Genomic DNA, 21,677 nt, shown 5'->3' on the forward strand with positions numbered 1-21,677 from the left:
TCTTTTTCTGGGGGATAAACGGAAAGCAGCAGGCGTGAAGTGAAAGCAGAAGCGTTTCAGCAGGCAGCGGGGCGCAAGGATAATGATCTGTTACAAATAGAGAAAGTGCTTTTGCTGACATGCATCGTTTCGGATTTGGTAACAGTGACAAAAGATCGCAGCCTGCGGCGGCTCCTGCAGGATACGGATTCCAATGTAGGAGCTGCCGAAGGCTGCGATCTTTTCCGTTTCACCTACATTTAACGTAAGGTGCGCGGCTTCCAATTCCCTCTCTGCTCGAAGGCCCGGCATGACCGAACACAACACCGATCCATTGCATGGCGTGACGCTGGAACAGATCCTCAATGCGCTGGTTGAACACTACGAGTGGTCGGGGCTGGCCGAGCGCATCGATATTCGCTGTTTCAAGAGCGACCCGAGCATCAAGTCGAGCCTGACATTCCTGCGTAAAACCCCGTGGGCGCGGGAGAAGGTCGAACGCCTGTATGTGAAGTTGATGCGCACCAAACGACCGCTTTGAACATGGTCAATCCGTCTGGGTTACGCCGTCATTTTGTGGCCGTGGCTGCCATGCTTGGCTGGACGGGATTGAGCATCCAGATGTACCTGATTCTCCATTCACGCTGGACGCTGGGCGCCAGCCTGATCGGCGGGCTGATGAGCTTTTTCAGCTATTTCACCGTACTGAGCAACACCCTGGTGGCGACCGTGCTGACCTGTGAATGGACATCCCGCGAGTCCGCCGCGCGCCGCTGGTTCCTGCAGCCCTGGGTCAGCAGTGCGATTGCCGTGAGCATCGCCGTGGTGAGCCTGGCCTACAACCTGCTGCTGCGTCACTTGTGGCATCCCGAGGGCTGGCAATGGCTGGCCGATGAGCTGTTGCACGACATCGTGCCGCTGCTGTTTCTGGGGTATTGGTGGCGTTGTGTGCCCAAGGGCACATTGCGCGTTTGGCATATCGCGCTGTGGGTGATTTACCCACTGCTGTATTTCGCCTATTCACTGTTGCGCGGGCATCTGCTGGCGGTTTATCCGTACCCGTTCATTGATGTCGAGAAGCTGGGTTATCCACAGGTGTTTATCAATGCCGGCGGGTTGTTGGCGGGGTTTGTGGTGATTGCGTTGCTGGTGATCGGGCTGGATCGGTGGCTTGGGTCTCGTACCAAGAGTCAGCGTTTGTAGTGTCTGAGGCGCCGCCATCGCGAGCAAGCTCGCTCCCACATTGGAACTGCGTTCACCCGCCCTTTGTGGGAGCGAGCTTGCTCGCGATGGGGCCTGACGCTCGTCACTCCTCGTCGCTGTCCCCCAGTTTCCAGTACCCAACCGCCTTGACGAACTGTTCGTCCAGCCCGTGCTCATCGAGCAACACCCGACGAATCTGCCGCGACGCTTTGCTCTCGGTCGCCACCCACGCGTACAGGCTGCCAGTTGGCACCTGAACCTGGCGCACGGTGGTCAACAGGTGGTCCTTGCCGCCTTCGCGCAGCACCCAGATCACATTGACTTCGGCTGCACTGTGCAGCACTTGCTGCTCCTTGCCGTTTTCCACTTCCACGATCACCAACGCACGGCGGTTCGCCGCCAGGCCTTCGAGGCGCCGGGCGATGGCGGGCAGGGCGGTTTCGTCGCCGATCAGCAAGTAGCTGTCGAAGATGTCCGGCACGATCATCGAACCCCGCGGCCCACCAATGTGCAGGAACTGTCCCGGTTGGGCTTGCGCCGCCCAGGTCGAGGCCGGGCCGTCGCCGTGCAGCACGAAGTCGATGTCCAGCTCCAGGGTATCGAGGTCATAGCGGCGCGGGGTGTAGTCGCGCATTTCAGGCAGCGGACCATTGTCCTTGCCGGCGCCCAGCACCAGGGTTTCCAGGGCAGCAGCCTGCTCGGCGTTCTGCGGGAACAACAGTTTGACGTGATCGTCCGTGCCCAGGCTGACGAAACCTGCCAGTTCAGGGCCGCCCAAGGTAATCCGGCGCATGCGCGGGGTCAGGTCGACCACCCGCAACACTTCCAGGCGACGGCGTTTGATTTCGTGCATGACACGGTGAATGGTGGTGATCACTTCAGTCATTCGGCGTTCTCCTGAACGGGTTGAACGGCGGGGCCGTCGACGATGGCTTTGGCGGTGTTGTTGAGCAGGTCACGGACCCGCAGGATTTCGTCCGGGCTCCAGCGCCCATGGTGCATTTGCAGGGCGTGGCGCAGGTTATGCACCGCTTCGTGGATTTCCGCCGGGCGATCATGGCCGCGCAGCGAACGTTTGCTGACGTCGATGCGCATCCGCACGCCATCCAGTGCAACGGCTTGCTCTTTCAGGAATAGACGTCCGGCATCGGTGATGGTGTAGCGTTTTTTTCCGCCTTCGGCGTCGCCGAGGATCAGTTCGCTTTCTTCCAGGAACGTCAGGGTCGGGTAGATCACGCCGGGGCTGGGGCAGTAGGCGCCCTCGAACATGCCTTCGATCTGGCGGATCAGGTCGTAACCATGGCACGGCTGTTCGGCGATCAATGCCGGCAGCAGCAATTTCAGATCGCCGGGGGCAAACACCCGGGGCCCGCGGCCGCCGCGTTCGCGGACGGGGCGTTTCTCGAAGCTGTCACGGCTGTCGCCGTGTTCGCGGTGGGGGGAATGATGGTCTCTCATTTTTTGCTTTCTCTCGTCGTGTTTAGATACAACGTAAGATATATCTTAACGAAAAGGCAAAACCGCCCGACCAGCGGACGTCCCCAGCGTCACCCTGAGAAACCCGTCAAGATCGAAAAAAAGTGGGTATTAATGCAGGTGAAGAACTTGAAATTAGTGTTAACTCTCTAATGTTATGTTTTCGCCTATTGATTGCGGGACCTGTGGTATCGGTCTTACAGAAGTAACTTCGTTAGTGGTTGCTTATCATTGCTTATAAGGTGCGGTTTGTAGTCTGTCTCTTACAGTTAGACGTTGATTTTTATGTTATTTCAGATTTTTTCTTTCAAGGGCAGTAGCACTTTGGCTACGCACTTGCAGGAACTTGCCTGCTTACTTTCAAGACAAATTTCTCGATCATCTCTCGGCGTTGAAAGTTCAGCTGGGCAAATAGCTGCTCGTGACGGTTTTGTTCATCATGAACTTTCAGCGCTTATCCTTTTTAATGACAGGTACTGAAAGATGTTCAAGAAAATTGCGTTTGCTGCTCCCCTGGCTGTTCTGGCACTGACCTCTTCGATGGCATTTGCTGCAGAAGAAGTGCGCAGTTCCATCAATATCAGCGCCACCATTCCAAGCCAGGTATTCCACGCCCAGCCAGTGAACCCTGACTTCGGTAAAGATGAACAAATGAGCTACAACCTGGTCGATGGCACCCTGAGTTCACTGCGGGCGGCTTACGATATCCGGCACACCAACGGCTCGGTCGGCGCTTATGTGGAAGGGGGGGCGCAGCCCCTGTTCAACGGTGCCAACAACATTGCACTGACCTACACCTTCAACGGCGTGACCTTGACCGGAGCTTCTCAAGAAGTGGTAGGCGATGCCGAATCCAACGGCGGTATGCGCGCTGATCTGGTGATTGCCGCGGCCAAACCATTGGCCACTCAAACGGGTCTTTACACGGCCAATCCGGTCGTGATCTTCGATGCCATTCCTCGTATTCCGTAACACGGTCATGAACTAAGGCTGTTCTTTATTCGTTAGCGCTTACCGGTCGATGGGTAATCATTACCCATCGACCGGATTTTAACGCACTTATCTTTAGAGTATTTCGTTCATGTTCCCGATGACTCCCATCGCGGCGGCACTTGCACTTTTTTTCTGCGCAACGGCCTTGGCCGCGGCAGCGGATATTGGTCATACACCACGAGGTTTATTGGCGCAGGCCAAAGGTTTGCCTAGTGAGTTTGAAGAGCATTTCTTTGATGTGCCATTGGCGGTGCGAGTGGAACTTGATCAGCAGTTTCTAGGTGAGGCGATGGTGGTGTTAACCCGCGACGATCGCATCACCCTTGTTGACTTCACTGATGTCAGCGACAGTACGAACAAAGCCAGCGAACGCGACACTTGGTCGAATTATCTGAGACAAGGTGTAGCACTGGGCGGTTGTCAGACGAAATGCCCTGAGCAATTGCTTGCCGTGCACTACAGCCTTGGAAACTCTCTGGTCTCGATTCTCACGCAAAACGCCGAACGTGACGATCAGGCGCAGCTTTACTATGCGCAGCCTGAAGGCGGCAGCACCGGGCTGATCGTACGCAACCAGTTGAACCTCAACGGTGGCCAGAATCAGGACCTGGGTGGGCGTTATGGCCTTGAGGCCAGTAGTAGCCTGGGCAATTGGACTCAGGCGATCAATATGCAATTGTCTCGATTGGGCGGCGTAGACAATACGCTCTTTCACTCGGTGAATGAGCTTTACACTCAGCGCGAACTGGAGGGCAGTTTTCTGCGCCTGGGGCTTTTCACACCCTCGTCCGAAGGGTTGACCCGACAGCCGCGCACCTTTGGCACCAGCCCTGACACGGCATTCGGTGTCATGTACGGCAGCTCGGACAGCCTGGCGATCAATAACCCGAAGCCGGCGGTCTATCCGATTTATGTCACCGCCAATCGCCAGGGCTCGGTAGAAATCTACCGTGACGGTTTATTGATCAATACCCAGGCGATGCCCGCCGGGCTACAGACCCTTGATACCCGACCGCTACCGGGCGGGATCTATGAAGTGGAGGTACGTCTGATCGAAGACGGTCAGATCACCTCCAGTACCCAGGAACTGGTCTACAAGCCCAGCAATTGGCGCAATCACGACGAGCGCTGGCGCTACAACCTGTTCGCCGGCCGTGAATCCAAAGTGCTAAGCAACTGGGATGAGCAGGACGACGGTGACGTGACCGCCGGTGCGGCGTTCAACTACCTGTTGCATCCACGGGTCATCCTTGGACTGAGCGGGCGGCAGGTGGGTGACGCCTTGCAATACGGCACCTCGGTCGACTGGGCGGTCGTCAACAATGCCAGCCTCTATGCCAGTGTCTACCAGACCGAGAACTACGGCACCGGCCTCGACGTGCAGGGGCTCTATTCCTATGGCAGCGGCAGCATCGTCGCCAGCCACAACCGCAGCTGGCTCGACACAACTCGGCTCTACGACACGTTGCCGGACGGTACACGAGTGCGACAGCGCAATGTGTTTGTCGGTCAGACCAGTAACTCTTCGCTGTCGGTCAATCATCGGTTGACCAGCAAAAGCTCGGTCAATGCCCGGGTGTCCCACAGCGAAGGCAACACCGAAGGTACAGGTGTTGATCTTGGCTGGACCCAGCGTACTCAACTGTTTGGCAGCGATGCTAACTGGCGGTTGTCTCTGTTCGACCGACCCGGCAGTTTCAGTTCGGGTGACGACAGAAATCGGGGCATCGACCTGAGCGTCAACATCGCTCTTGGCGGCCCGGGTGAGCAGATCTCCGGCAGTATCGGTACCCGTACGGCTCGGGATGGCGGCCGGGATAACAACGCGTCGATCAGCTATCGCAAAGACCTTCAGGATCACCTGCTGCAAAGTGTCTCGGCCACGGCCATTACCGATACCTACGGCGTCGGTTTGAATGCCATGGCAACGATGCAATCGGACCTGATCAACGGCGACGGTTTTATACAGCGCTCGTCTTTCAACAACGACCTCACCGGCGGTCTTAACCTGGACAGCACCGTGGCCGTCGGCGCGAGCAAGATGGTCATGACCAGCCAGTACCACCGTGATGGCGCCGGCATGATCATCGATGTGGAGTCGGACATCGATGGCATCGCCCTGCGCGCCGACGACTTGAGTGGCGGTAGTGCAGTGCTGCGTCCGGGGCGTAACTTCGTACCCATCACCGCTTACAAAAGCAGTTCGGTGAGCTTCGATTTCGAAGGCAATCATGTGCCTGCCGCAAACATACAGCCGGCCCGTTCCAGCTATCACCTGAACAAGGGCGGCGTGGAGTACCGCAAGATCACCGTCAGCAAAACCGTCACCGTGCTCGGCCGCCTGGTCGACCCCCAGGGTAAGCCGCTCAAGGGGCATCACATCATTAACCATGCCAGTCGTGGCGTGAGTGAAGTGGACGGGTTCTTCTCCATGGAAATGAACGCCGGTTCGCCGACCCTGGAAGTGCGTTATGGCAACCAATTGTTGTGCCAGTTCCGACTTGATCCGGGCAGTGCGCGCAATGAGAACGATGTGTTGATGATCGGGGATTTGCGTTGTACGCCGGATACGTTGGCGGATGTGGCTTATAAAACTGAGGCGGCGGGGTGATGTGCGTGAAGTATAAAACGAGTGTGAGGCGCCTGATAAAAAAAGCACTCAATGCTGTGGTGCCGGTCCTGATGTTGTCTGGATTATTGGTGGCGGTGGGTGAAGCGGCGGTTATGGAGATAGAGGCGAAATTCAGTCCGGATCCCTCAAATCCGCTTGTTAATAAATTTATCAATACAACGAAATTCACCGGGTTTTGTGAAATTGCCGTTCAGAGTTGTAAGAATTTAGGGATATCCAGTTTTACGACACCCATTACATTCACCGCAATCAAACCGATACTGGCCCATGAAACGAATCCCCGCGAAGCAGCAATGTTCAGCGTCCCAGCGCAGTGGCGAACAGTGACCGTTACTAAGGTGGGGGGCGAAGGATTCAATGAAACGGCGGAAGTTAAAGTGCGTATACCCGGTATCTCGATTCGCTATCGTCTTAGCCATAACGTAAGTGAGCTAGTAGGGGCGCCAGATGGATCACACAATCTTTTATGGCAAGGAAGGTCGTGGACGCAGCCTCCTTCGCCATGTCGGTGGGCTATATACGCTAGTACAAGCGAGAGAGAGCATGTAAGTTTCTGGCTCACTCCGGCCGGGAGCGTGTGTCATAAAATACCTAACTACACTATTCCGGGGTTTGACTATAAAACGTTCGACTTTGCTTACGAGCTTGAAACCCCTGAGCCTCTAAAAATGTCGCAGGGCACCTATGTGGGCAGTATTCAGTACACCGTCGGGCCTGGTAAGGATTTTGATATGGGGGATGTCATGTTGCCTAGTGAGGACTCTCTCGTTATCAACTTTACCCTTACAGTGCAGCATCTGCTTAAGGTTGAAGTCCCTCCCGGCGGTAATAAGGTTGAATTGGTACCTCAAGGCGGCTGGCAGGCATGGCTGAATCAGGGGCGTAGGCCCACGCGGCTGTTCCGTGACCAGACATTTAATATCTCTTCGTCGAGCCGCTTCAAGATGCAGTTGGAGTGCCAATACTCCGATAGCAATACCTGCGCTGTGCGCGATCCTGAATCCGATCATATTGTGCCGCTCAATATCAGCGTGAGTTTGCCCAACGGCCTGACAGACGTCGGCGGACAACCGGTCAAGCTTCGTCCATTACGGCTCGATGGCAGTGGTACCGAGCTGTTTCAAGCTGGTTTCTATGTCGATCGCAAACCGGGAACTTTGCACTTCGAGATCGCCAGGGATCAGGTCGAACAAATGTTGAGCGATGGCGCTGCAAAGCAGTATTCGGGCAATGTCACGGTGATCTGGGATTCGGAAGTTTAAGCGGCGTTCGGGCCATAACAGCCCGGTTCGGTTGTGTTTAATAATTGAGGTTTAACGTTATGAAACGCCTGTTGGCATTATTCGGTTTTTATCTGCTTTCTCAGGCGGCTCAAGCCGGGCCGCAGATCAATGTCGGGGTGGTGTATGACTACCTCGATGGCGATAAAGGCACCTATCTGAAACGGGTCTTCAACGGTGGCGACAGCACCGCCTTCGTCAAGGTCAATATCCTCGAGATCGTCTATGACGCCGATGGGAAGGCACGGGAAATCCCGCTGACCTCTCAGGCCGACGCTAGCGCCCGCGACGGTCTGATGGCCAGTCCGGCCAGGTTGATCGTGCCGGCCAATGGCATGCAGGGTACGCGACTTCTCTACATGGGGGAGCGTGAAAAAGAGCGCTACTTCCGGGTGCGCTTCGTTCCGGTAGTACCGGAGAAAGAAGATGAGTTCGCGGTGTCCACCGAAGAACGCGAAGATTACAAAAAAGGCCTGTCGGCCGGGGTTAACGTGCTGGCCGGCTACGGCACGGTGTTTTTCGTGCGGCCCAAGGCGACACGCTTCGACAGCGTGATCGATAACGGCACGGATAACTATCAGATCCGCAACAACGGCAACACGGTGGTGGTGGTCGATGAGTTCAAGGACTGTTCGCTGAAGAACGAACAGGAATGCCAACCGACCACTAAACATCACATCCTGGCGGGTCGCACTTTCAAGTTCGATAAGCAGAGCGGTCGTGAATACCGTTTCACCTTGGTTGAAGGTTCCAAAATCACGAAGCTGGACGTAAAGGGTTAATCCTGAATTTGGGAGGGAAGCTGTGTCTCGGCTTTCAACCTTTTTAGTCGCGTGCAGTGCAAGAATAGGTGATCAACATGTTTAAAACTTCAATGACCGTCATTTCGATGATGTTGCTGACGTTGGCCAGCGCATGTGCGTTTGCCATCGTGGAGCGAGAAACCTTTGAAGTCTCAGTCACCATCCCGACCGCGGAATTCTATGTGTTGCCGGTTGATCCGGACTGGATTGGACGGGAACAGAAACTGAGCTGGGATTTGACCGCGCAGGCACTAAGCCCGCTGCGTAAACAATTCGATGTCAAAAATAGCAATGGCGAGATCACTGCACGATTAAGTGAGGAGCCTTATTTGAGCAATGGCAGAGACGTTGACAACATTGCCTTGGACGTTCAGTTCAACCGAATAAAACTCACGGTACATGATGCACCCGTCATTTCGGAAACGGACGGCAAAACCGGTAAACGCGTGGAACTGGTGATTGCGGCAGTCAAGCCGGATGACGGTTACAAGCCCGGCGAGTACTACGGCAGTGTGCACCTGATCTTTGAGGCGAGTGCTCCTTGATCCTGTTCTAGAAGCAACTGACGAGCGTTTTCGTCACGTTTAAATTTCAGGTTGGTTAACAATGAAATTATCCTTTTCTCTAAAAGTAATGACTGCGCTTTCCTTGGCGGGAGGTTTTTTAACAGGGTTGTATGCTCCATTCGCCAATGCGGTAGTTCAGGAAATTCGGGCGGAGTTTGTGCCTGATCCGACAAATCCAATGTTTAACAAGTTTGTCAATAAAACCCCGGAAACGGGTGTATGCCCCACTTGGATGCCCGCTCGTTGCAAGAGTCTGGGTATCTTCAGCCTGCGGGTACCCGGCCTGCGATTCAATTCTTCGCAACCTATTGCTGCCGATCATGTCGATCCCAGACAAGGTGCAACCTTCAGTGTGCCGTCCAGTTGGCGGAATTTGGAGGTCTTCCACAGTCGTACAGGGGAGAGTGAGACTGTTCAGATACGAATCGCAGGAATTGGTGGTAGCTGGACTATGGCGAGACCTCCGGGGGTCAGTGCATGGGCCCGACCCGGTGTCGGTTGGTTTAGTCAATGGAAAAATGCTCCGGCCCCGTGTACCGGTGTAAACGCGGGGGTTGCCGGTGTCGCATGGTCGCCCTTTTTCTGGCTGATACCCGAAGGCGCGGGGGCTTGTGGCAGAACACCTTCTGTCGACATTCCCTGGTTCAACTACAGTCAGGTCGAGTATGTCTACGAACTGAGGACGCCCAACCCCCTGAGGATGTCTTCAGGAGAATACAAAGGCTCCCTGACTTACACCACAGGTCCGGGAATGGACTTCGACATGGGCGATGTGCTGATCCCTAACGACAATGCCATTACTCTCAATTTCACCCTGGATGTCATGCATGCGCTAAAAGTCGACGTCCCGCCGGGAGGTAATCGCATTGAGTTGGTGCCTCAGGGCGGTTGGCAAGCCTGGTTGAATCAGGGGCGCAAGCCGGTGCGGTTGTTCCGGGACCAGACATTCAATATCTCGGCTTCATCGCGGTTCAAAATGCAACTCGAGTGTCAGTTCATCGCCGGTAACACCTGCGCTTTGCGCGACACGGGCTCTGCCGATCTTGTGCCATTAAATACCAGTGTGACACTGCCACACGGCTTGCTGGATGGAGCGGGACAACCCGTTGATCGTCGCCCCCTTCGACTTGATGGCAGTGGCACTGAATTGTTTCAACCTGGTTTATACGTCGATCGAAAGCCGGGAGTCCTGCACTTTGAAGTGGCACAGGAACACGTCGAACAGATGTTGCGTGTAGGGGTTGCCAAAACCTACACAGGAAATGTCACAGTGATCTGGGACTCGGAAGTGATCTGATAGCACGCCCCTGAAGGCTCATTTTACGAGTTCTTCAGGGGCGGTATCAGTTATTGATCGTTTAAATGTTGGCTCTTGTCATGGCCTCTCGAGTCAAACGTCTTGATAGTTCTTTTTCCTCGTCTCCCAAGTCGATGAGCAGTCGATTGTAAGTGTCTTCACTTATTGGAATTCCGGAAAACACTACGTCTTCCTGAATCGAAAAACCGTTCATGAGTTCTAAAAGCTTGTTTCGCAAGTCCATGCGTTGGATTTTCGTCAATTGCGTCGAATTGACCCACTCGAGCTGGGTGCTTAGTAAAGTATCGAGCCGCTCTGATTTACTCAGATAGAGCTGTTTGTTTTCTTCAAACTGCGAAGTGTATGTTTCACGAAGAAAGCGTTCCCAGAAGTCCAACTCAAGCATTCTGTTAACCAGGCCGTCATCCTTTTCCATGGATAGCACCGTGTCGTACGCGTTATCGATCATGTCATCGGTGACGCCGGACACCGGCCGGTAAAGCATGGATTCGGATTGCCAAGGCAGGCCCAAACGTTCAGCCAAGCCCGTCTGATAAGCCAGGTAGACTTCCACTTCGTCAGGGTTGCCTTCACGGCTGTTCATATCGGCCCGGGCGATATCGTTTACCAGTTCCAGTCGCGCGGAGCCTTTGGCCAGCATCACTAATTTATTTTCAAGTATCTCTGGGTTAGTGGAGTAGGAATGCGCCTCAAAGGCGAGTACCTCAATCCCCATATTGTTGAACAATTGCGCACCCGCATCGGCACATCTCACTGGATCCTTCGCCATTGTGAATAGCTTTTCCCTCAGCGGGGTGTCGATGTAGACGGCATCAAGCATGCGCCACAGGCGATCCAGTAGTTGTGTCCGAGCTTCGCCTCCAGCACGATAATCAGCAAAGCCCTCTGCCCCGTTAACGATAGACAGAAAAGGCCCGGAGTTGGGTTCGTGTTTCAGTTCCTCCCAATGATTGATGCGTTCAGGACTCACGTCGGGAGCACCGGTCCAGATCGATATAGCCGGCGGCATCTCGATAACAGGCGACGCACCTATCTCATTGGGAAGGCCCAACCATCGACGTATCTGATTAACCCTGAGGCGGTCCGAAGCCGATAAGTTCTCGATATCGAGACGTGTTAGACCTACCACCCAAGCACTTGGCGATTGATGAATCACTTCAGGTATTAGATTGATTGGATTGCCCCGCATGTCCAAAACAAAATCCTGAGGTCTGCGTCTGGTAAAAGTGCCAATGGGCCAAGTAGTAATGCCGGTGTTCCTCAATCCGACAGTCTTTAGTCGCGGCATGCGCCCAATATCCGGCAGCATGGTTAGTGGATTGTTGTCCAGCTCAAGAGTTTCCAGATAAGTCAGATTCCTCAGTTTCTCGACAGCGGGCGGGTCCAAGGTAATAGTGTTTGAACTCAATCGCAGACATTCCAAGCGATGCATGGCACCGATGCTATCTGGCAGGCGAGTCAGTTCGCAGTGGTTGGCATTGAGTTCTCGCAGGTTTGGAAAGTCCTTTAGCATCCCGTATAACTCGCTGGAAAACCTTGTATTGTCGAGCTTGAGCACGGTGACTTTGTCGAGATATTTTTTTAATTTTGGACGTTTGGACCACCAGGTTTCCAGATCCAGCGGCATTAACTCTCTAGAGAGATCGAGAGAGTAGGAGTACGGATCGGTGCGGCTACCGAGCTCTGTATTTTTCCGCTCGTAACAGTCAATGAGCCGTTCGACGATGTGCCTTCCACCACCGCCAAGGAACCCGCGGTTGTCCGAAACCGAACTATAAGGTTGCTGGTGCTCCCAATGATTGAGTATCCCCCGTAACTCTGCGAGATCCTTTTCTTGCTCGTCCATCGCCCTGAGCGGCTCACCTCTAGTGCTCAAGGCCTGAGCAAATACTTCAACCTCAGCCTCGCTGAAGTGCGGATGAAGATCCTGAATTCGTTCGTGCAGTGTTTTTCCTTCCTTGCTGAGGCCGCCTCCACGAACCAAAAGCATCGTTTCATGCTCGACAATCGGTCGGATGGGGGGCGTGGCGAGGACGGTCCTGCGTTCGCTTGGCGGTGCTGACTTTACAATGACCCACTGCCTGAAAAACTTGGCATCGCCCGGTTTGTATCCCAACGCTCTTTTACCTTCGTTGCCCATGGCATGCAGCAGGGCTTCAAAAAAGACATCAGCGTCGTGGATAGACTGATTCGAGGCATCGCGCACCTGATATTTCCCCGAGTTGTCTCGAATCAATACCCGAACCTGCGTTGCGTCCTCGGGCCCGGCACTGCAGCGAAGTTCGCCATCGAGTGTTCCCTGACGGATTTCTATGCGCAGGTCGCCAAACATATCTGTATGGAGTCGCAACGCTCCCAACGCCAAGCGTTCGGTGTCGATATTGCTCAATGCGTCGAGGTACAGACCTTGGGCTGCACGGACCGATTGCATTTCGAACTGGAGCTCTCGTGCCTGGGTTTTGAGACGCAAGGGGAGTCGAAGCTTTCGCTCAATATGTTGAAGCTCCGAGGGTGTTGCGCCCGCCATGATGTTTTCCACAACTTGGGCAGGCAGCTCGGGGAAGTCGCTGAACAGTAAGGTGATCTCGGGTGATAACGCGGCAGGCGGATTCACCGGTGCCCCCAGACGTTGCAGGGTATCGGTCAGCAACGGCGGCGGCGGAGCATTCTCCACATGCATCCTGCGCAGCGCGGCTTCTTCCGTACCGCTGATCAGGCGAATCCGTTCCAGTTGTGTATCGCTGAAGGTGTCGGTGGTGTGACCGAGACGTCGCATCAGTGTCGTGCCTTCCCACTCGCGCGGGCTCTCCGTTTCGCTGACCCAGGCGCCATGGTTGTTGTGTCGCAGAGTCGGTGCATAGGCATCGAACCGCTGCGGATGACGAATGCGCTGTTGCCCGGTAACCGGGTCTTCCAGCACTTCGAAGTGTTGATTGTTCAGACGTAAAATTCGCCGGCCATGATGCAGGTGAATACCCTGTCCATCAGGCCGTGCATCCGCCGGCAAAACCACGTTGGCTCGTTGATAAGGGCTGAGGTCAGGGTTCCACAGCCGTGTCTCACCATTTGCCAACTGCACCGGTTTCAGACTTTCGAAAAACGGCGAGAGCTTCGCCTGTACGACGTTGCCCACGGCGCCCCCCGCCGCGAAAACACCCAGCTGGATGATGCTTTCCAGCACGCCGATGGCCTGCTCACCGGCCTCCGCCAGATGGCCTTCAGCCAGATCGACTATGCCTTCGACCACTGCATCGGTCAGCTGATACGCGGTGTACGCCAGCATCAGTTCACCCATGCCGGGTACCAGCGGCGTGACCACCAGCAGGGCGGCGTTGAGTATGTCCGAGAGCATTTTTTCCAGGTTGTCCCACCAGGCCCAGCGGACCATGCGGTCGGCGTACTCGGTGGAAATCGCGATGTCCCGTGCGTCGTTGAGCACCTTGTTGATTTTTTGCCGGTGGAAGTAGCCCCACAGATCGCCGTTGAAAACGGTTTCCCGATCGATACTGATGCTCGACAGGCTGAATTGCAGGTTGGGGTTATCCACCGGCGTTTCACGCCAGCTCGGCAGGTTGGAACCGGGCGCAACCGGTTGCCATTTGACCTTGCTCAGTCGGTCGTTCAGCCCGGCAAAGAAATGTCCGCGCTGCTGATGGGGCACGAACTGGCTGAAAAATTGTTGGTAGCTCCTGGGGGCACTGGCATCGCGCAACTGGCGCGTCAGTTCAGCCATGAATTCGAGCGACGACGGGTATTGTTTGAGCGGGTGTTGCGGGTCATGGGGAACATACGCGATCACGGGAACCGGGCTGGCCGCAGTGTTTGCTTCAGGGGTGATCAGAACGATGCCGGTCAGGCGAATGTCCATCATCGTCAGGTTGTAGCAGTCGACGGAGCGGCCGTTCCAGCGCAGGTTCTTGCGGTCATCGAGCAGGCCCTGCACCACATCAAAGGCGTCCTGCTCGATGTCGTTTTTCATCAGCGCCATGTGCGCCGCGATGTTGAGCGTGGCCTTGTGGCTGAGGGTGACTTTGTGGCGCAGGACGTTACTGGCCACCCGGTTGTGCGGCAGCAGGAATTCGTTCAGGTGCTGTTGGTAGCGGGCGCCGATGTCCAGTTCGCGGCACAGTGATTTGAACTGCTCGATGCTCAGTTTGTGCTTGAGCTGCACGACGCCGAAATGCCCGCGGGCGTTGGGGCGGGTGATGAACTCGGAGTCCTGGGTGAACGCCTCGTCACGGGAAAAGTTGTGCAGGGCGGCATCCAGCAGCGAGACGGTACGGCTGGTGGTTCCACCGGAAAAGTCATGCACCCACCATGACGTTTTTGCCGGTGCATACAGCCGCAACCAGGTCTCTTCGACGTCCTCTTCAACGCCGAAACGTTCCTTCAGTGCCTGTTGCAACAAGGGTTTGGCGAAGGCGTAAACATCCTGCAGTTCGCTCAGGGCCCGGTCGACATCGTTTTGCGCGGTCCAGCCGAGTTTGATGCCCTGTTTCAAACGCTCTTGCAGCGCTTTTGCAGCGTTCGCCTGCCAGTCGGGAATGCTCACGCGGTCAGTCTTCAGCGCAGTGATACGAGACACTGAAGCCTCTGACAGCCAGGAAGGAATGGCCTTCCTGACCAGGTTGAAATGTATGCTTTGATCCGCCAGGTCGTTGGCGAGCGAGTCTGAAATTCGATGTGGGTGGGGCATTGCCTGATCGTCCGTTGATCATGGGTGGAGCGATCAGACTAGGCAGGCACCGTGCGCAAAAAAAGCGCAAAAACAGGTTCGGAACGACGTCGATTGCGCCCCGAACCCGGGAAAATCCAGGAGTGAAAAATATATAGTTACCGCCACGCGGGCGTCTCTGTTGATCGGTACCTAGCGGCGGACGGTTGCCTCGGTTACCGCGGTTGGTTGGCACATCGTGTGGGTGCCCGGTTGCAGGTACGGCGTCAGAATCGGTGCCATGCCTTTGAGCACCTGCACCGGCAACGCCGAGGTGAAAGTGAAGCTCTCCGCCGAGCGGCCCGGCACGAACGCCGTCAGGGTGCCGAAGTGGGTATCGCCGATGTAGAACACGAACGTGGCCGTACGGTTGAGCGATTTTGAACTCAGAATCCGCCCGCCGGAGCCGATGGCTTCGATACGGTTGTCGCCAGTGCCGGTCTTGCCGCCCATGGCCAGCGGAGTACCGTCGGGCAGCTTGAAGCTGCCGGCAACACGTTTGGCCGTACCGGCATCCACCACTTGTGAAAGGGCTTCGCGCATGGCCGTCGCCACCTCGGACGGCATCACCCGTTTGCCGACGTCGGGGTCATTGATCAGTTGGGTTTCATAGGGCGTGTTCGCCGCGAAATGCAGGCTGTCGATGCGCAGGGTCGGCATGCGCACGCCATCGTTGAGGATGGTGCCGATCAATTCGGCCAGGGCGGCGGGGCGGTCGCCGGAGCTGCCGATGGCGGTGGCCAGCGACGGCACCAGGTGGTCGAACGGATAGCCGACTTTCTGCCAGCGCTGGTGTATGTCGAGGAACGCTTCGATTTCCAGCATGGTGCGGATGCGACTGTCGCGTGCACCTTTGTGTCTGCTTTTGAACAGCCAGCTGTAGACCTCCTGGCGTTCGAACTGGCTGGCTTTGACGATTTCACCCCACTTGGCGTCGGGGTGATTGAGCAGGTAGCCCATCAGCCACAGGTCCAGCGGGTGAACCTTGGCGATGAAGCCCTGGTCCGGCAGGTCGTAGGAGCCGGGACCGTAGGCCTCGTAGAGCCGCACGAGACGCTCGTCAGTGAGTTTTTCCGTGAGCTTGGCACCTGTGAGGTGCGAGCGCACGAAGGCGTTGAAGCTTTCCTGACTGGCCTGTGGCAGCAGGTAGCGGTGCACGGCGGCCATGCGGATCGGGGTCGGGCGCATGCTGTCGAGGAAGGTCTCGAGCCGGTCTTGGGTGTCCTTGTTTTTGTACTTCTTCCAGAACTTGAGCAGGAACGAACTACCTTCACGGTCGGCGAATTCGGCCAGGTATTCCTGACGCCGCGGGTCGCGGTCATCCTTGAGCAGTTCGGCACTGCTGTTCGGACCGGAGTAGGTGGTGTAGCGCACCAGGTCACGCATCAGGCGAATGAACGGCAGGTTGATCGACTCGCGCAGGGCGTCGCGCAGGGTCGGTATCCGGCCGTTGTCTTCCTTGCGGAAGTTGTGGAACACATGCAGGCCGCCCCCGGTGAAAAACGCTTCGCCGGGGCTGGCGGAGTATTTGCGGTCCAGGGCTGCGCCGAGCATTTTTTGCAGGTCGCGGTCCTTGTTTTCGATCAGGTAATCGACCGCCCAGCGGCTCAGGCGGTCCTGATCCGGCACGTCGACTTTCTTCAGTTCCGGAACGGCCATGCCGGCGTATTTGTCGTGCAGCTCGGAGATGATTTGCAGGTAGGTGGTCAGCACGCGCATTTTTGCGGTGGAGCCCAGTTCCAGTTTACTGCCTTCGTTGATGTCGAACGGCTGGTCGGTGCTGTCGGTCTGCACGCGCACCCGCGAGCCGTCCGGGGTCAGTTCGAACAAGGTAAAGCTGTAGCGCACCTGGGTGGTGCTGGTGGTGGTCAGAAGACGTTCGCCGATCAGGCCGATCTGCGTGGCAAAGGCAGGGTCGGCGAGTTTTTTCAGGTATTCGGTGGCCTCGGTTTGCAACTCGCCTTGCAGGGTGCTGGTGGCGGACAGGTCGAGGCGGTCGAGGTCATACAGCGGGCGATTGAGCATGCCGGCCAGGCGGCTGCGCGCGACACTGATGCCCTTGTTGGTTTCGATCGGTTGAATGGTCGGCTGGGTGGCCCAGTCGCGGTAGGTCACTTTGCTAGCCAGGGCGGCGGCGGCGAGCTGAGCATTGATCACGCTGTTTTGCGCCAGCAGGCGAATATGGCTGTCGGTGAGGTCGGCCAGTTCATCGTGACCCTTGGTCAGGTAATGCGACGGACGGCGCTGGGCAATCATCAACGACAGCATTTCACGCAGGGCCAAGCCTTTGTCCGCCATGGTTTTTGGATCGGTCGCAGTGCTGGTCAGGACTTCGTTGGCCTGGTTGAAGTCGGAGCCATACCACACGCGCAAGCCCTCAGCCATGCCATGCACTTCGCCGTGGCCCGGTACGGCCGATAGCGGCACGCTATTGAGGTAGTCGCGAACCACGTTCTGCCGGGCTTCGAGGGTTTGTGGCCCGGCCTGGTAGGCGCGTACGGTGGCGGAAATCATCTGGCGAATCTTTTCCGCGCCACTGACCGTCAAACCATCGGGGGAATGCCGGTACTTCTCCAGTTGCGTGGCCAGGGTACTGCCACCGGCCGATTGACCGGGCACGTGCAACATCTTGGCCACCTGTGACCACGCCGCCATGCCGAACCGCGGCCAGTCCACCGCCGGGTTGGCCAGTGGTTGCTTGGGATCCAGCAGGAAGCGGTTCTCGATGAACAGCAGGCTGTTGACCACCACCGGCGGGATCGAGGCAAAGGTTGAATACAGCTGCTGCGGATAGTTGTAATGGTACAGCGGTGCTGCGCGGCAATCGGTGATCGACAGCCCGGCCTGGATTTTCTCGGTATAAGGCACGAACAGGCCCTTGTCGCTGTATTTCAACAGCGCCGGAGAAAAGCGGGTTTGCGCCTCAACGACGAAATCGCGTTTGATCAGGCGCGGCAGGAATTCATCCAGCGAGCTGTAGCCCAGGCGTCGATCGAACGGACCGTCCCCCGGATAGCGAATTGCATCGCTGGGGCCGGGTTTGAGTTCATAGTTCAGGGACGCGGCGTATTTGCTGACTTCCCGGGCCTGGAACTTCGAGGTACGCATTTCCCTCGCGGCGGCAAGCCCCACGACAACCGCAATTATCAACAGCAATAGCCAGAACGCTCCCCATCCGTGCCTGGAACGACGGGGTTTTTCAGGTATAGGCGCTTCATCCTCACGTTCATTCGGAACCACGGTTTTACTCGAATCGGTTTGCCACAAAGCGCCCATAGTCGACTGATCCATTCACGCAGATTGATCGGACTTCACTGAAGCTTAGACGGTGGTTGGCGAAGGTGAAAAAAATGTGAAGGGCAAAATGATGCACGGGCGCTCCGATAATCAGGCTGATTGAAACACTTGTGGCGAGGGGGCTTGCCTCCTGTGGTCGAGAGTCCCGTATTTGCAGTGTGTCTGACGCAACGGTGGGGCAGTCAAACGAGCACTTCGGCAATCCGACATCTCCTTCGCCCCAGCTGGCAGGGTGGGGGAGCGTGGAAGTTGCCTGTAATGGCCGTAATAGAGCCATTTCGAAAGTAAGTACGGCTTTCATAAGGGCATGACGATGCACCAATGCTGTGCAATACTCCGCGCCCTTTAAATGGCGAAAATTCCTACAGAATCTAGGTGATGCCCCTCCATAAATCGGGTTTTTGCCGGGGTTTATGTCTGAATTTAGTGGTTTATAGAGTGAATATCCCTGTCGTCAGCTTTTTATACTGCACGACCCGCTGATCTTGCAGGTTTTGTCCTGCAGGACGGTTCTGCTTACAAAGCAGGCCCGGTTACGCGAAGCCATTGGCCTATCGGTCGGAGGCTTCAATGCCCGGTGGTCATATCCAATAACAAGACGAGGTTGTCCCCAATGCCCGTAGGCAATCACCAGCCCCAAGGCGAGACCGCTCAGGGCGGTCCGCTTAAACGTGAACTCGGCGAGCGGCATATTCGCCTGATGGCACTCGGTGCCTGTATCGGCGTCGGCCTGTTCCTGGGCTCGGCCAAGGCCATCGAAATGGCCGGCCCGGCCATCATGCTGTCCTACATCATCGGCGGTCTGGCGATCCTGGTGATCATGCGCGCCCTCGGCGAGATGGCCGTGCACAACCCGGTTGCCGGCTCGTTCAGCCGTTACGCCCAAGACTACCTCGGCCCGCTGGCGGGCTTCCTGACCGGCTGGAACTACTGGTTCCTGTGGTTGGTGACCTGCGTCGCGGAAATCACTGCAGTGGCGGTGTACATGGGCATCTGGTTCCCCGATGTGCCTCGCTGGATCTGGGCGCTCGCGGCGTTGATCAGCATGGGCTCGATCAACCTGATCGCGGTCAAGGCCTTCGGCGAATTCGAGTTCTGGTTCGCCCTGATCAAGATCGTCACCATTATTGCGATGGTGTTCGGCGGCATTGGCATCATCGCCTTCGGTTTCGGCAACGACGGCRTGGCCCTGGGGATTTCCAACCTGTGGACCCACGGCGGCTTCATGCCCAACGGCGTGCAAGGCGTGTTGATGTCCCTGCAAATGGTGATGTTCGCCTACCTCGGCGTGGAGATGATCGGCCTGACCGCCGGTGAAGCGAAGAACCCGCAAAAGACCATCCCCAACGCCATCGGCTCGGTGTTCTGGCGGATTCTGCTGTTCTACGTCGGTGCGTTGTTCGTGATCCTGTCGATCTACCCGTGGAACGAAATCGGCACCCAGGGCAGCCCGTTCGTGATGACCTTCGAGCGTCTGGGCATCAAGACCGCGGCGGGCATCATCAACTTCGTGGTGATCACCGCAGCGCTGTCATCCTGTAATGGCGGCATCTTCAGCACCGGGCGCATGCTCTACAGCCTGGCGCAGAACGGCCAGGCCCCGGCCGGCTTTGCCAAGACCTCGAACAACGGCGTACCGCGTCGTGCATTGCTGCTTTCGATTGGTGCGTTGCTGCTGGGCGTACTGCTCAACTATCTGGTGCCGGAAAAGGTGTTTGTCTGGGTGACGGCGATTGCCACCTTCGGCGCGATCTGGACCTGGGTGATGATTCTGCTGGCCCAGTTGAAATTCCGCAAAGGCCTGAGCGCCGGCGAAGCGGCCGGCCTGAAATATCGCATGTGGCTGTACCCGATCAGCTCGTACCTGGCGCTGGCGTTCCTGGTGCTGGTGGTCGGCTTGATGGCGTACTTCCCGGACACCCGCGTGGCGCTGTATGTGGGGCCTGCGTTTCTGGTGCTGCTGACGGTGCTGTTCTACGTGTTCAAGCTGCAACCGACCAATGTTTCGCAAGGTGCGGTGCGTTCGGCTTCGTAAGTTGTAACGCCTGAAAGACAAAAGCCCCGGTCGAAAGGATCGGGGCTTTTTGGTTTTAAAGAGCAAAAGATCGCAGCCTGCGGCAGCTCCTACAGGGGAATGCGGTCTGATTCTGTAGGAGCTGCCGCAGGCTGCGATCTTTTGATTGTCTGGTTCAACCGCTTGTTGAACTCAAGCCAGGTCGCCAGCAGCGCCATCAACCCGGCCCCCACCAGCGCCGTGAAGATCTGCATGGCAAAAGCATCGTCGGTCAGCGCATTGACCATATCCGCCAATGGCGCCAGCAGCACGCCCAGGCAGAAAATCTCCAGCGAGAAACGGCCCATGCGGCAACTTTGCTGCGCAAGCCAGTTTTGCGTCCATCCGCTGTCGGGAATCAGTTTCGCCGTGACGTAGGCCAATGCGAGGAAATGCAGCAGGCGCACGGGGGACAGGTCGGTCTTGCTGATGGGGTACAGGAGGTTCTTCAGGCTCGCCGGCACCACGGCATCGTGCAAGTCCGGCCAACGCCACAGGACGGTCAACACACCTGCGACCACGACATACAGCGCCGCACCGACAAACAACTGCTGGCGAACCAATGGACGGGTCTCGGGCAAGCGCGGGCGCTGGCTGTGAATCGCAGCGGCACCGCCGAGTACGAACAGCAGCTGCCAGGCAACCGGGTTGAAATACCACACGCCATCCTTGATGGCCGCCAGGTTCCAGCCAGCCAGTGGCACCATCAGGTACAGCGCCAATGACATCGCGACCACCACCCAGGCCTTGCGCACCAGAATCGGCAGCACCAGGGGCAAGCCCGCCAACAGCACGATGTACAGCGGCAACGGGTCCATCAGGTTTGGCTTGAAGCGCAAAAGCAGTTCATCGATCAAGGCCTGCTGAGGGTTGCTGATGAAGTGATGCATGCCCATTTCCTCCACCAGATCCCGTGTTTCCACGTGGCTGTTGGCGAAAAACACAATGCCCATCAGCATCGCCAGCAGGAAGATATGCACCACGTAGAGCACCCACGCTCGGCGCAGGATTTTCACGCAAGCGATCAGAAAGCCTTCGCGCGCCAGGACTTTGCCGTACGCCAGCACGGCCGCGTAACCGGCCAGAAAAACGAAAACCTCGGCCGCATCGCTGAAACCGAAGTTACGCAGGGTAATTTGCCCCAAGGGGTTGTGGGGCACGTGATCCCAAAAGATGAAGATCAGCGCCAGACCACGAAAAAAGTCGATCCGGTGATCGCGTGCTAACGTCATGACAGCAGACTCGTAACAGCGGGTGAAAATGGGATTGGCCGCGGGCGCAAAGGCCACGTGCCCAATCGGCGGCGCGCAGGGTGGACTGATTCGCGGGCAATTGCAAAACCGGGATATTACCGAATGTCTCG

Annotated in this window: 15 protein-coding genes; 10 read left to right on the forward strand and 5 right to left on the reverse strand. The window is 56.7% G+C overall.

The window, feature by feature from the left end; all coding sequences use genetic code 11:
* Window positions 1-39: 39 nt before the first annotated feature.
* The 3 genes from AC1D1M_RS16670 to AC1D1M_RS16680 are packed head-to-tail and all read left to right on the forward strand — an operon-like array spanning window position 40 to window position 1,182.
* Entirely contained in the window at window positions 40-243 is a 204-nt protein-coding gene (locus tag AC1D1M_RS16670) for a hypothetical protein (protein WP_477776484.1), read from the forward strand.
* 46 nt (window positions 244-289) lie between these two features.
* Window positions 290-520, forward strand: a complete 231-nt coding sequence (locus tag AC1D1M_RS16675) for a VF530 family protein (protein WP_007985772.1) — start codon at window positions 290-292, stop codon at window positions 518-520.
* Window positions 521-522: 2 nt separating this feature from the next.
* A complete protein-coding gene (locus AC1D1M_RS16680) occupies window positions 523-1,182 on the forward strand; it encodes a Pr6Pr family membrane protein (protein WP_477776485.1) in 660 nt (219 codons plus the stop codon).
* Window positions 1,183-1,285: 103 nt separating this feature from the next.
* On the opposite strand, the gene AC1D1M_RS16685 is transcribed toward AC1D1M_RS16680, so the two are convergent.
* Window positions 1,286-2,068: a siderophore-interacting protein gene (locus AC1D1M_RS16685; protein WP_477776486.1), complete on the reverse strand. Its 783-nt coding sequence runs from the start codon at window positions 2,066-2,068 to the stop codon at window positions 1,286-1,288.
* The gene (locus AC1D1M_RS16690) at window positions 2,065-2,640 is read right to left on the reverse strand and encodes a PadR family transcriptional regulator (RefSeq protein WP_477776487.1); all 576 of its coding nucleotides are present in this window, start codon (window positions 2,638-2,640) and stop codon (window positions 2,065-2,067) included. The genes AC1D1M_RS16685 and AC1D1M_RS16690 overlap by 4 nt, the downstream gene beginning before the upstream one ends.
* Before the next feature lie 501 nt (window positions 2,641-3,141).
* On the opposite strand from AC1D1M_RS16690, the gene AC1D1M_RS16695 reads away from it, so the two are divergent.
* From AC1D1M_RS16695 to AC1D1M_RS16720, 6 genes are all read left to right on the forward strand, one after another.
* Complete coding sequence (locus AC1D1M_RS16695; protein WP_477776488.1) at window positions 3,142-3,630, forward strand: CS1 type fimbrial major subunit; 489 nt, start codon at window positions 3,142-3,144, stop codon at window positions 3,628-3,630.
* 109 nt (window positions 3,631-3,739) lie between these two features.
* The gene (locus tag AC1D1M_RS16700) at window positions 3,740-6,262 is read left to right on the forward strand and encodes a TcfC E-set like domain-containing protein (protein WP_477776489.1); all 2,523 of its coding nucleotides are present in this window, start codon (window positions 3,740-3,742) and stop codon (window positions 6,260-6,262) included.
* On the forward strand, window positions 6,262-7,545 hold the full coding sequence (locus tag AC1D1M_RS16705) for a hypothetical protein (RefSeq protein ID WP_477776490.1): 1,284 nt from the start codon (window positions 6,262-6,264) through the stop codon (window positions 7,543-7,545). Before AC1D1M_RS16700 ends, AC1D1M_RS16705 begins: the two co-directional genes overlap by 1 nt.
* A 59-nt stretch (window positions 7,546-7,604) precedes the next feature.
* Window positions 7,605-8,345 (forward strand): molecular chaperone, encoded by a 741-nt coding sequence (locus AC1D1M_RS16710; protein WP_477776491.1) that lies wholly within the window; start codon window positions 7,605-7,607, stop codon window positions 8,343-8,345.
* Between the two features lie 77 nt (window positions 8,346-8,422).
* Complete coding sequence (locus AC1D1M_RS16715) at window positions 8,423-8,911, forward strand: CS1 type fimbrial major subunit (RefSeq protein ID WP_477776492.1); 489 nt, start codon at window positions 8,423-8,425, stop codon at window positions 8,909-8,911.
* 61 nt (window positions 8,912-8,972) lie between these two features.
* Entirely contained in the window at window positions 8,973-10,229 is a 1,257-nt protein-coding gene (locus tag AC1D1M_RS16720) for a hypothetical protein (protein WP_477776493.1), read from the forward strand.
* Window positions 10,230-10,290: 61 nt separating this feature from the next.
* Here AC1D1M_RS16720 and AC1D1M_RS16725 read toward each other — a convergent pair whose 3' ends face one another.
* Both AC1D1M_RS16725 and AC1D1M_RS16730 read right to left on the reverse strand, forming a co-directional pair.
* Window positions 10,291-14,946, reverse strand: a complete 4,656-nt coding sequence (locus AC1D1M_RS16725) for a dermonecrotic toxin domain-containing protein (RefSeq protein WP_477776494.1) — start codon at window positions 14,944-14,946, stop codon at window positions 10,291-10,293.
* Window positions 14,947-15,117: 171 nt separating this feature from the next.
* Window positions 15,118-18,240, reverse strand: a complete 3,123-nt coding sequence (locus tag AC1D1M_RS16730) for a transglycosylase domain-containing protein (protein ID WP_477776495.1) — start codon at window positions 18,238-18,240, stop codon at window positions 15,118-15,120.
* Between the two features lie 634 nt (window positions 18,241-18,874).
* On the opposite strand from AC1D1M_RS16730, the gene AC1D1M_RS16735 reads away from it, so the two are divergent.
* Window positions 18,875-20,296 (forward strand): amino acid permease, encoded by a 1,422-nt coding sequence (locus AC1D1M_RS16735; protein WP_477776496.1) that lies wholly within the window; start codon window positions 18,875-18,877, stop codon window positions 20,294-20,296.
* An 89-nt stretch (window positions 20,297-20,385) separates the two neighbouring features.
* On the opposite strand, the gene AC1D1M_RS16740 is transcribed toward AC1D1M_RS16735, so the two are convergent.
* Entirely contained in the window at window positions 20,386-21,546 is a 1,161-nt protein-coding gene (locus tag AC1D1M_RS16740) for an OpgC family protein (protein ID WP_477776497.1), read from the reverse strand.
* Window positions 21,547-21,677 lie beyond the last annotated feature (131 nt).

Source organism: Pseudomonas sp. P1_F7, from assembly GCF_056405655.1.

What these genes read in the sequence shown, in the direction of transcription:
- AC1D1M_RS16675 (WP_007985772.1), top strand. Translation starts at nt 290, where the DNA reads ATGACCGAACACAACACCGATCCATTGCATGGCGTGACGCTGGAACAG.
- AC1D1M_RS16680 (WP_477776485.1), top strand. Translation starts at nt 523, where the DNA reads ATGGTCAATCCGTCTGGGTTACGCCGTCATTTTGTGGCCGTGGCTGCC.
- AC1D1M_RS16685 (WP_477776486.1), bottom strand. Translation starts at nt 2,068, where the DNA reads ATGACTGAAGTGATCACCACCATTCACCGTGTCATGCACGAAATCAAA.
- AC1D1M_RS16690 (WP_477776487.1), bottom strand. Translation starts at nt 2,640, where the DNA reads ATGAGAGACCATCATTCCCCCCACCGCGAACACGGCGACAGCCGTGAC.
- AC1D1M_RS16695 (WP_477776488.1), top strand. Translation starts at nt 3,142, where the DNA reads ATGTTCAAGAAAATTGCGTTTGCTGCTCCCCTGGCTGTTCTGGCACTG.
- AC1D1M_RS16700 (WP_477776489.1), top strand. Translation starts at nt 3,740, where the DNA reads ATGTTCCCGATGACTCCCATCGCGGCGGCACTTGCACTTTTTTTCTGC.
- AC1D1M_RS16705 (WP_477776490.1), top strand. Translation starts at nt 6,262, where the DNA reads ATGTGCGTGAAGTATAAAACGAGTGTGAGGCGCCTGATAAAAAAAGCA.
- AC1D1M_RS16710 (WP_477776491.1), top strand. Translation starts at nt 7,605, where the DNA reads ATGAAACGCCTGTTGGCATTATTCGGTTTTTATCTGCTTTCTCAGGCG.
- AC1D1M_RS16715 (WP_477776492.1), top strand. Translation starts at nt 8,423, where the DNA reads ATGTTTAAAACTTCAATGACCGTCATTTCGATGATGTTGCTGACGTTG.
- AC1D1M_RS16720 (WP_477776493.1), top strand. Translation starts at nt 8,973, where the DNA reads ATGAAATTATCCTTTTCTCTAAAAGTAATGACTGCGCTTTCCTTGGCG.
- AC1D1M_RS16725 (WP_477776494.1), bottom strand. Translation starts at nt 14,946, where the DNA reads ATGCCCCACCCACATCGAATTTCAGACTCGCTCGCCAACGACCTGGCG.
- AC1D1M_RS16730 (WP_477776495.1), bottom strand. Translation starts at nt 18,240, where the DNA reads ATGGGCGCTTTGTGGCAAACCGATTCGAGTAAAACCGTGGTTCCGAAT.
- AC1D1M_RS16740 (WP_477776497.1), bottom strand. Translation starts at nt 21,546, where the DNA reads ATGACGTTAGCACGCGATCACCGGATCGACTTTTTTCGTGGTCTGGCG.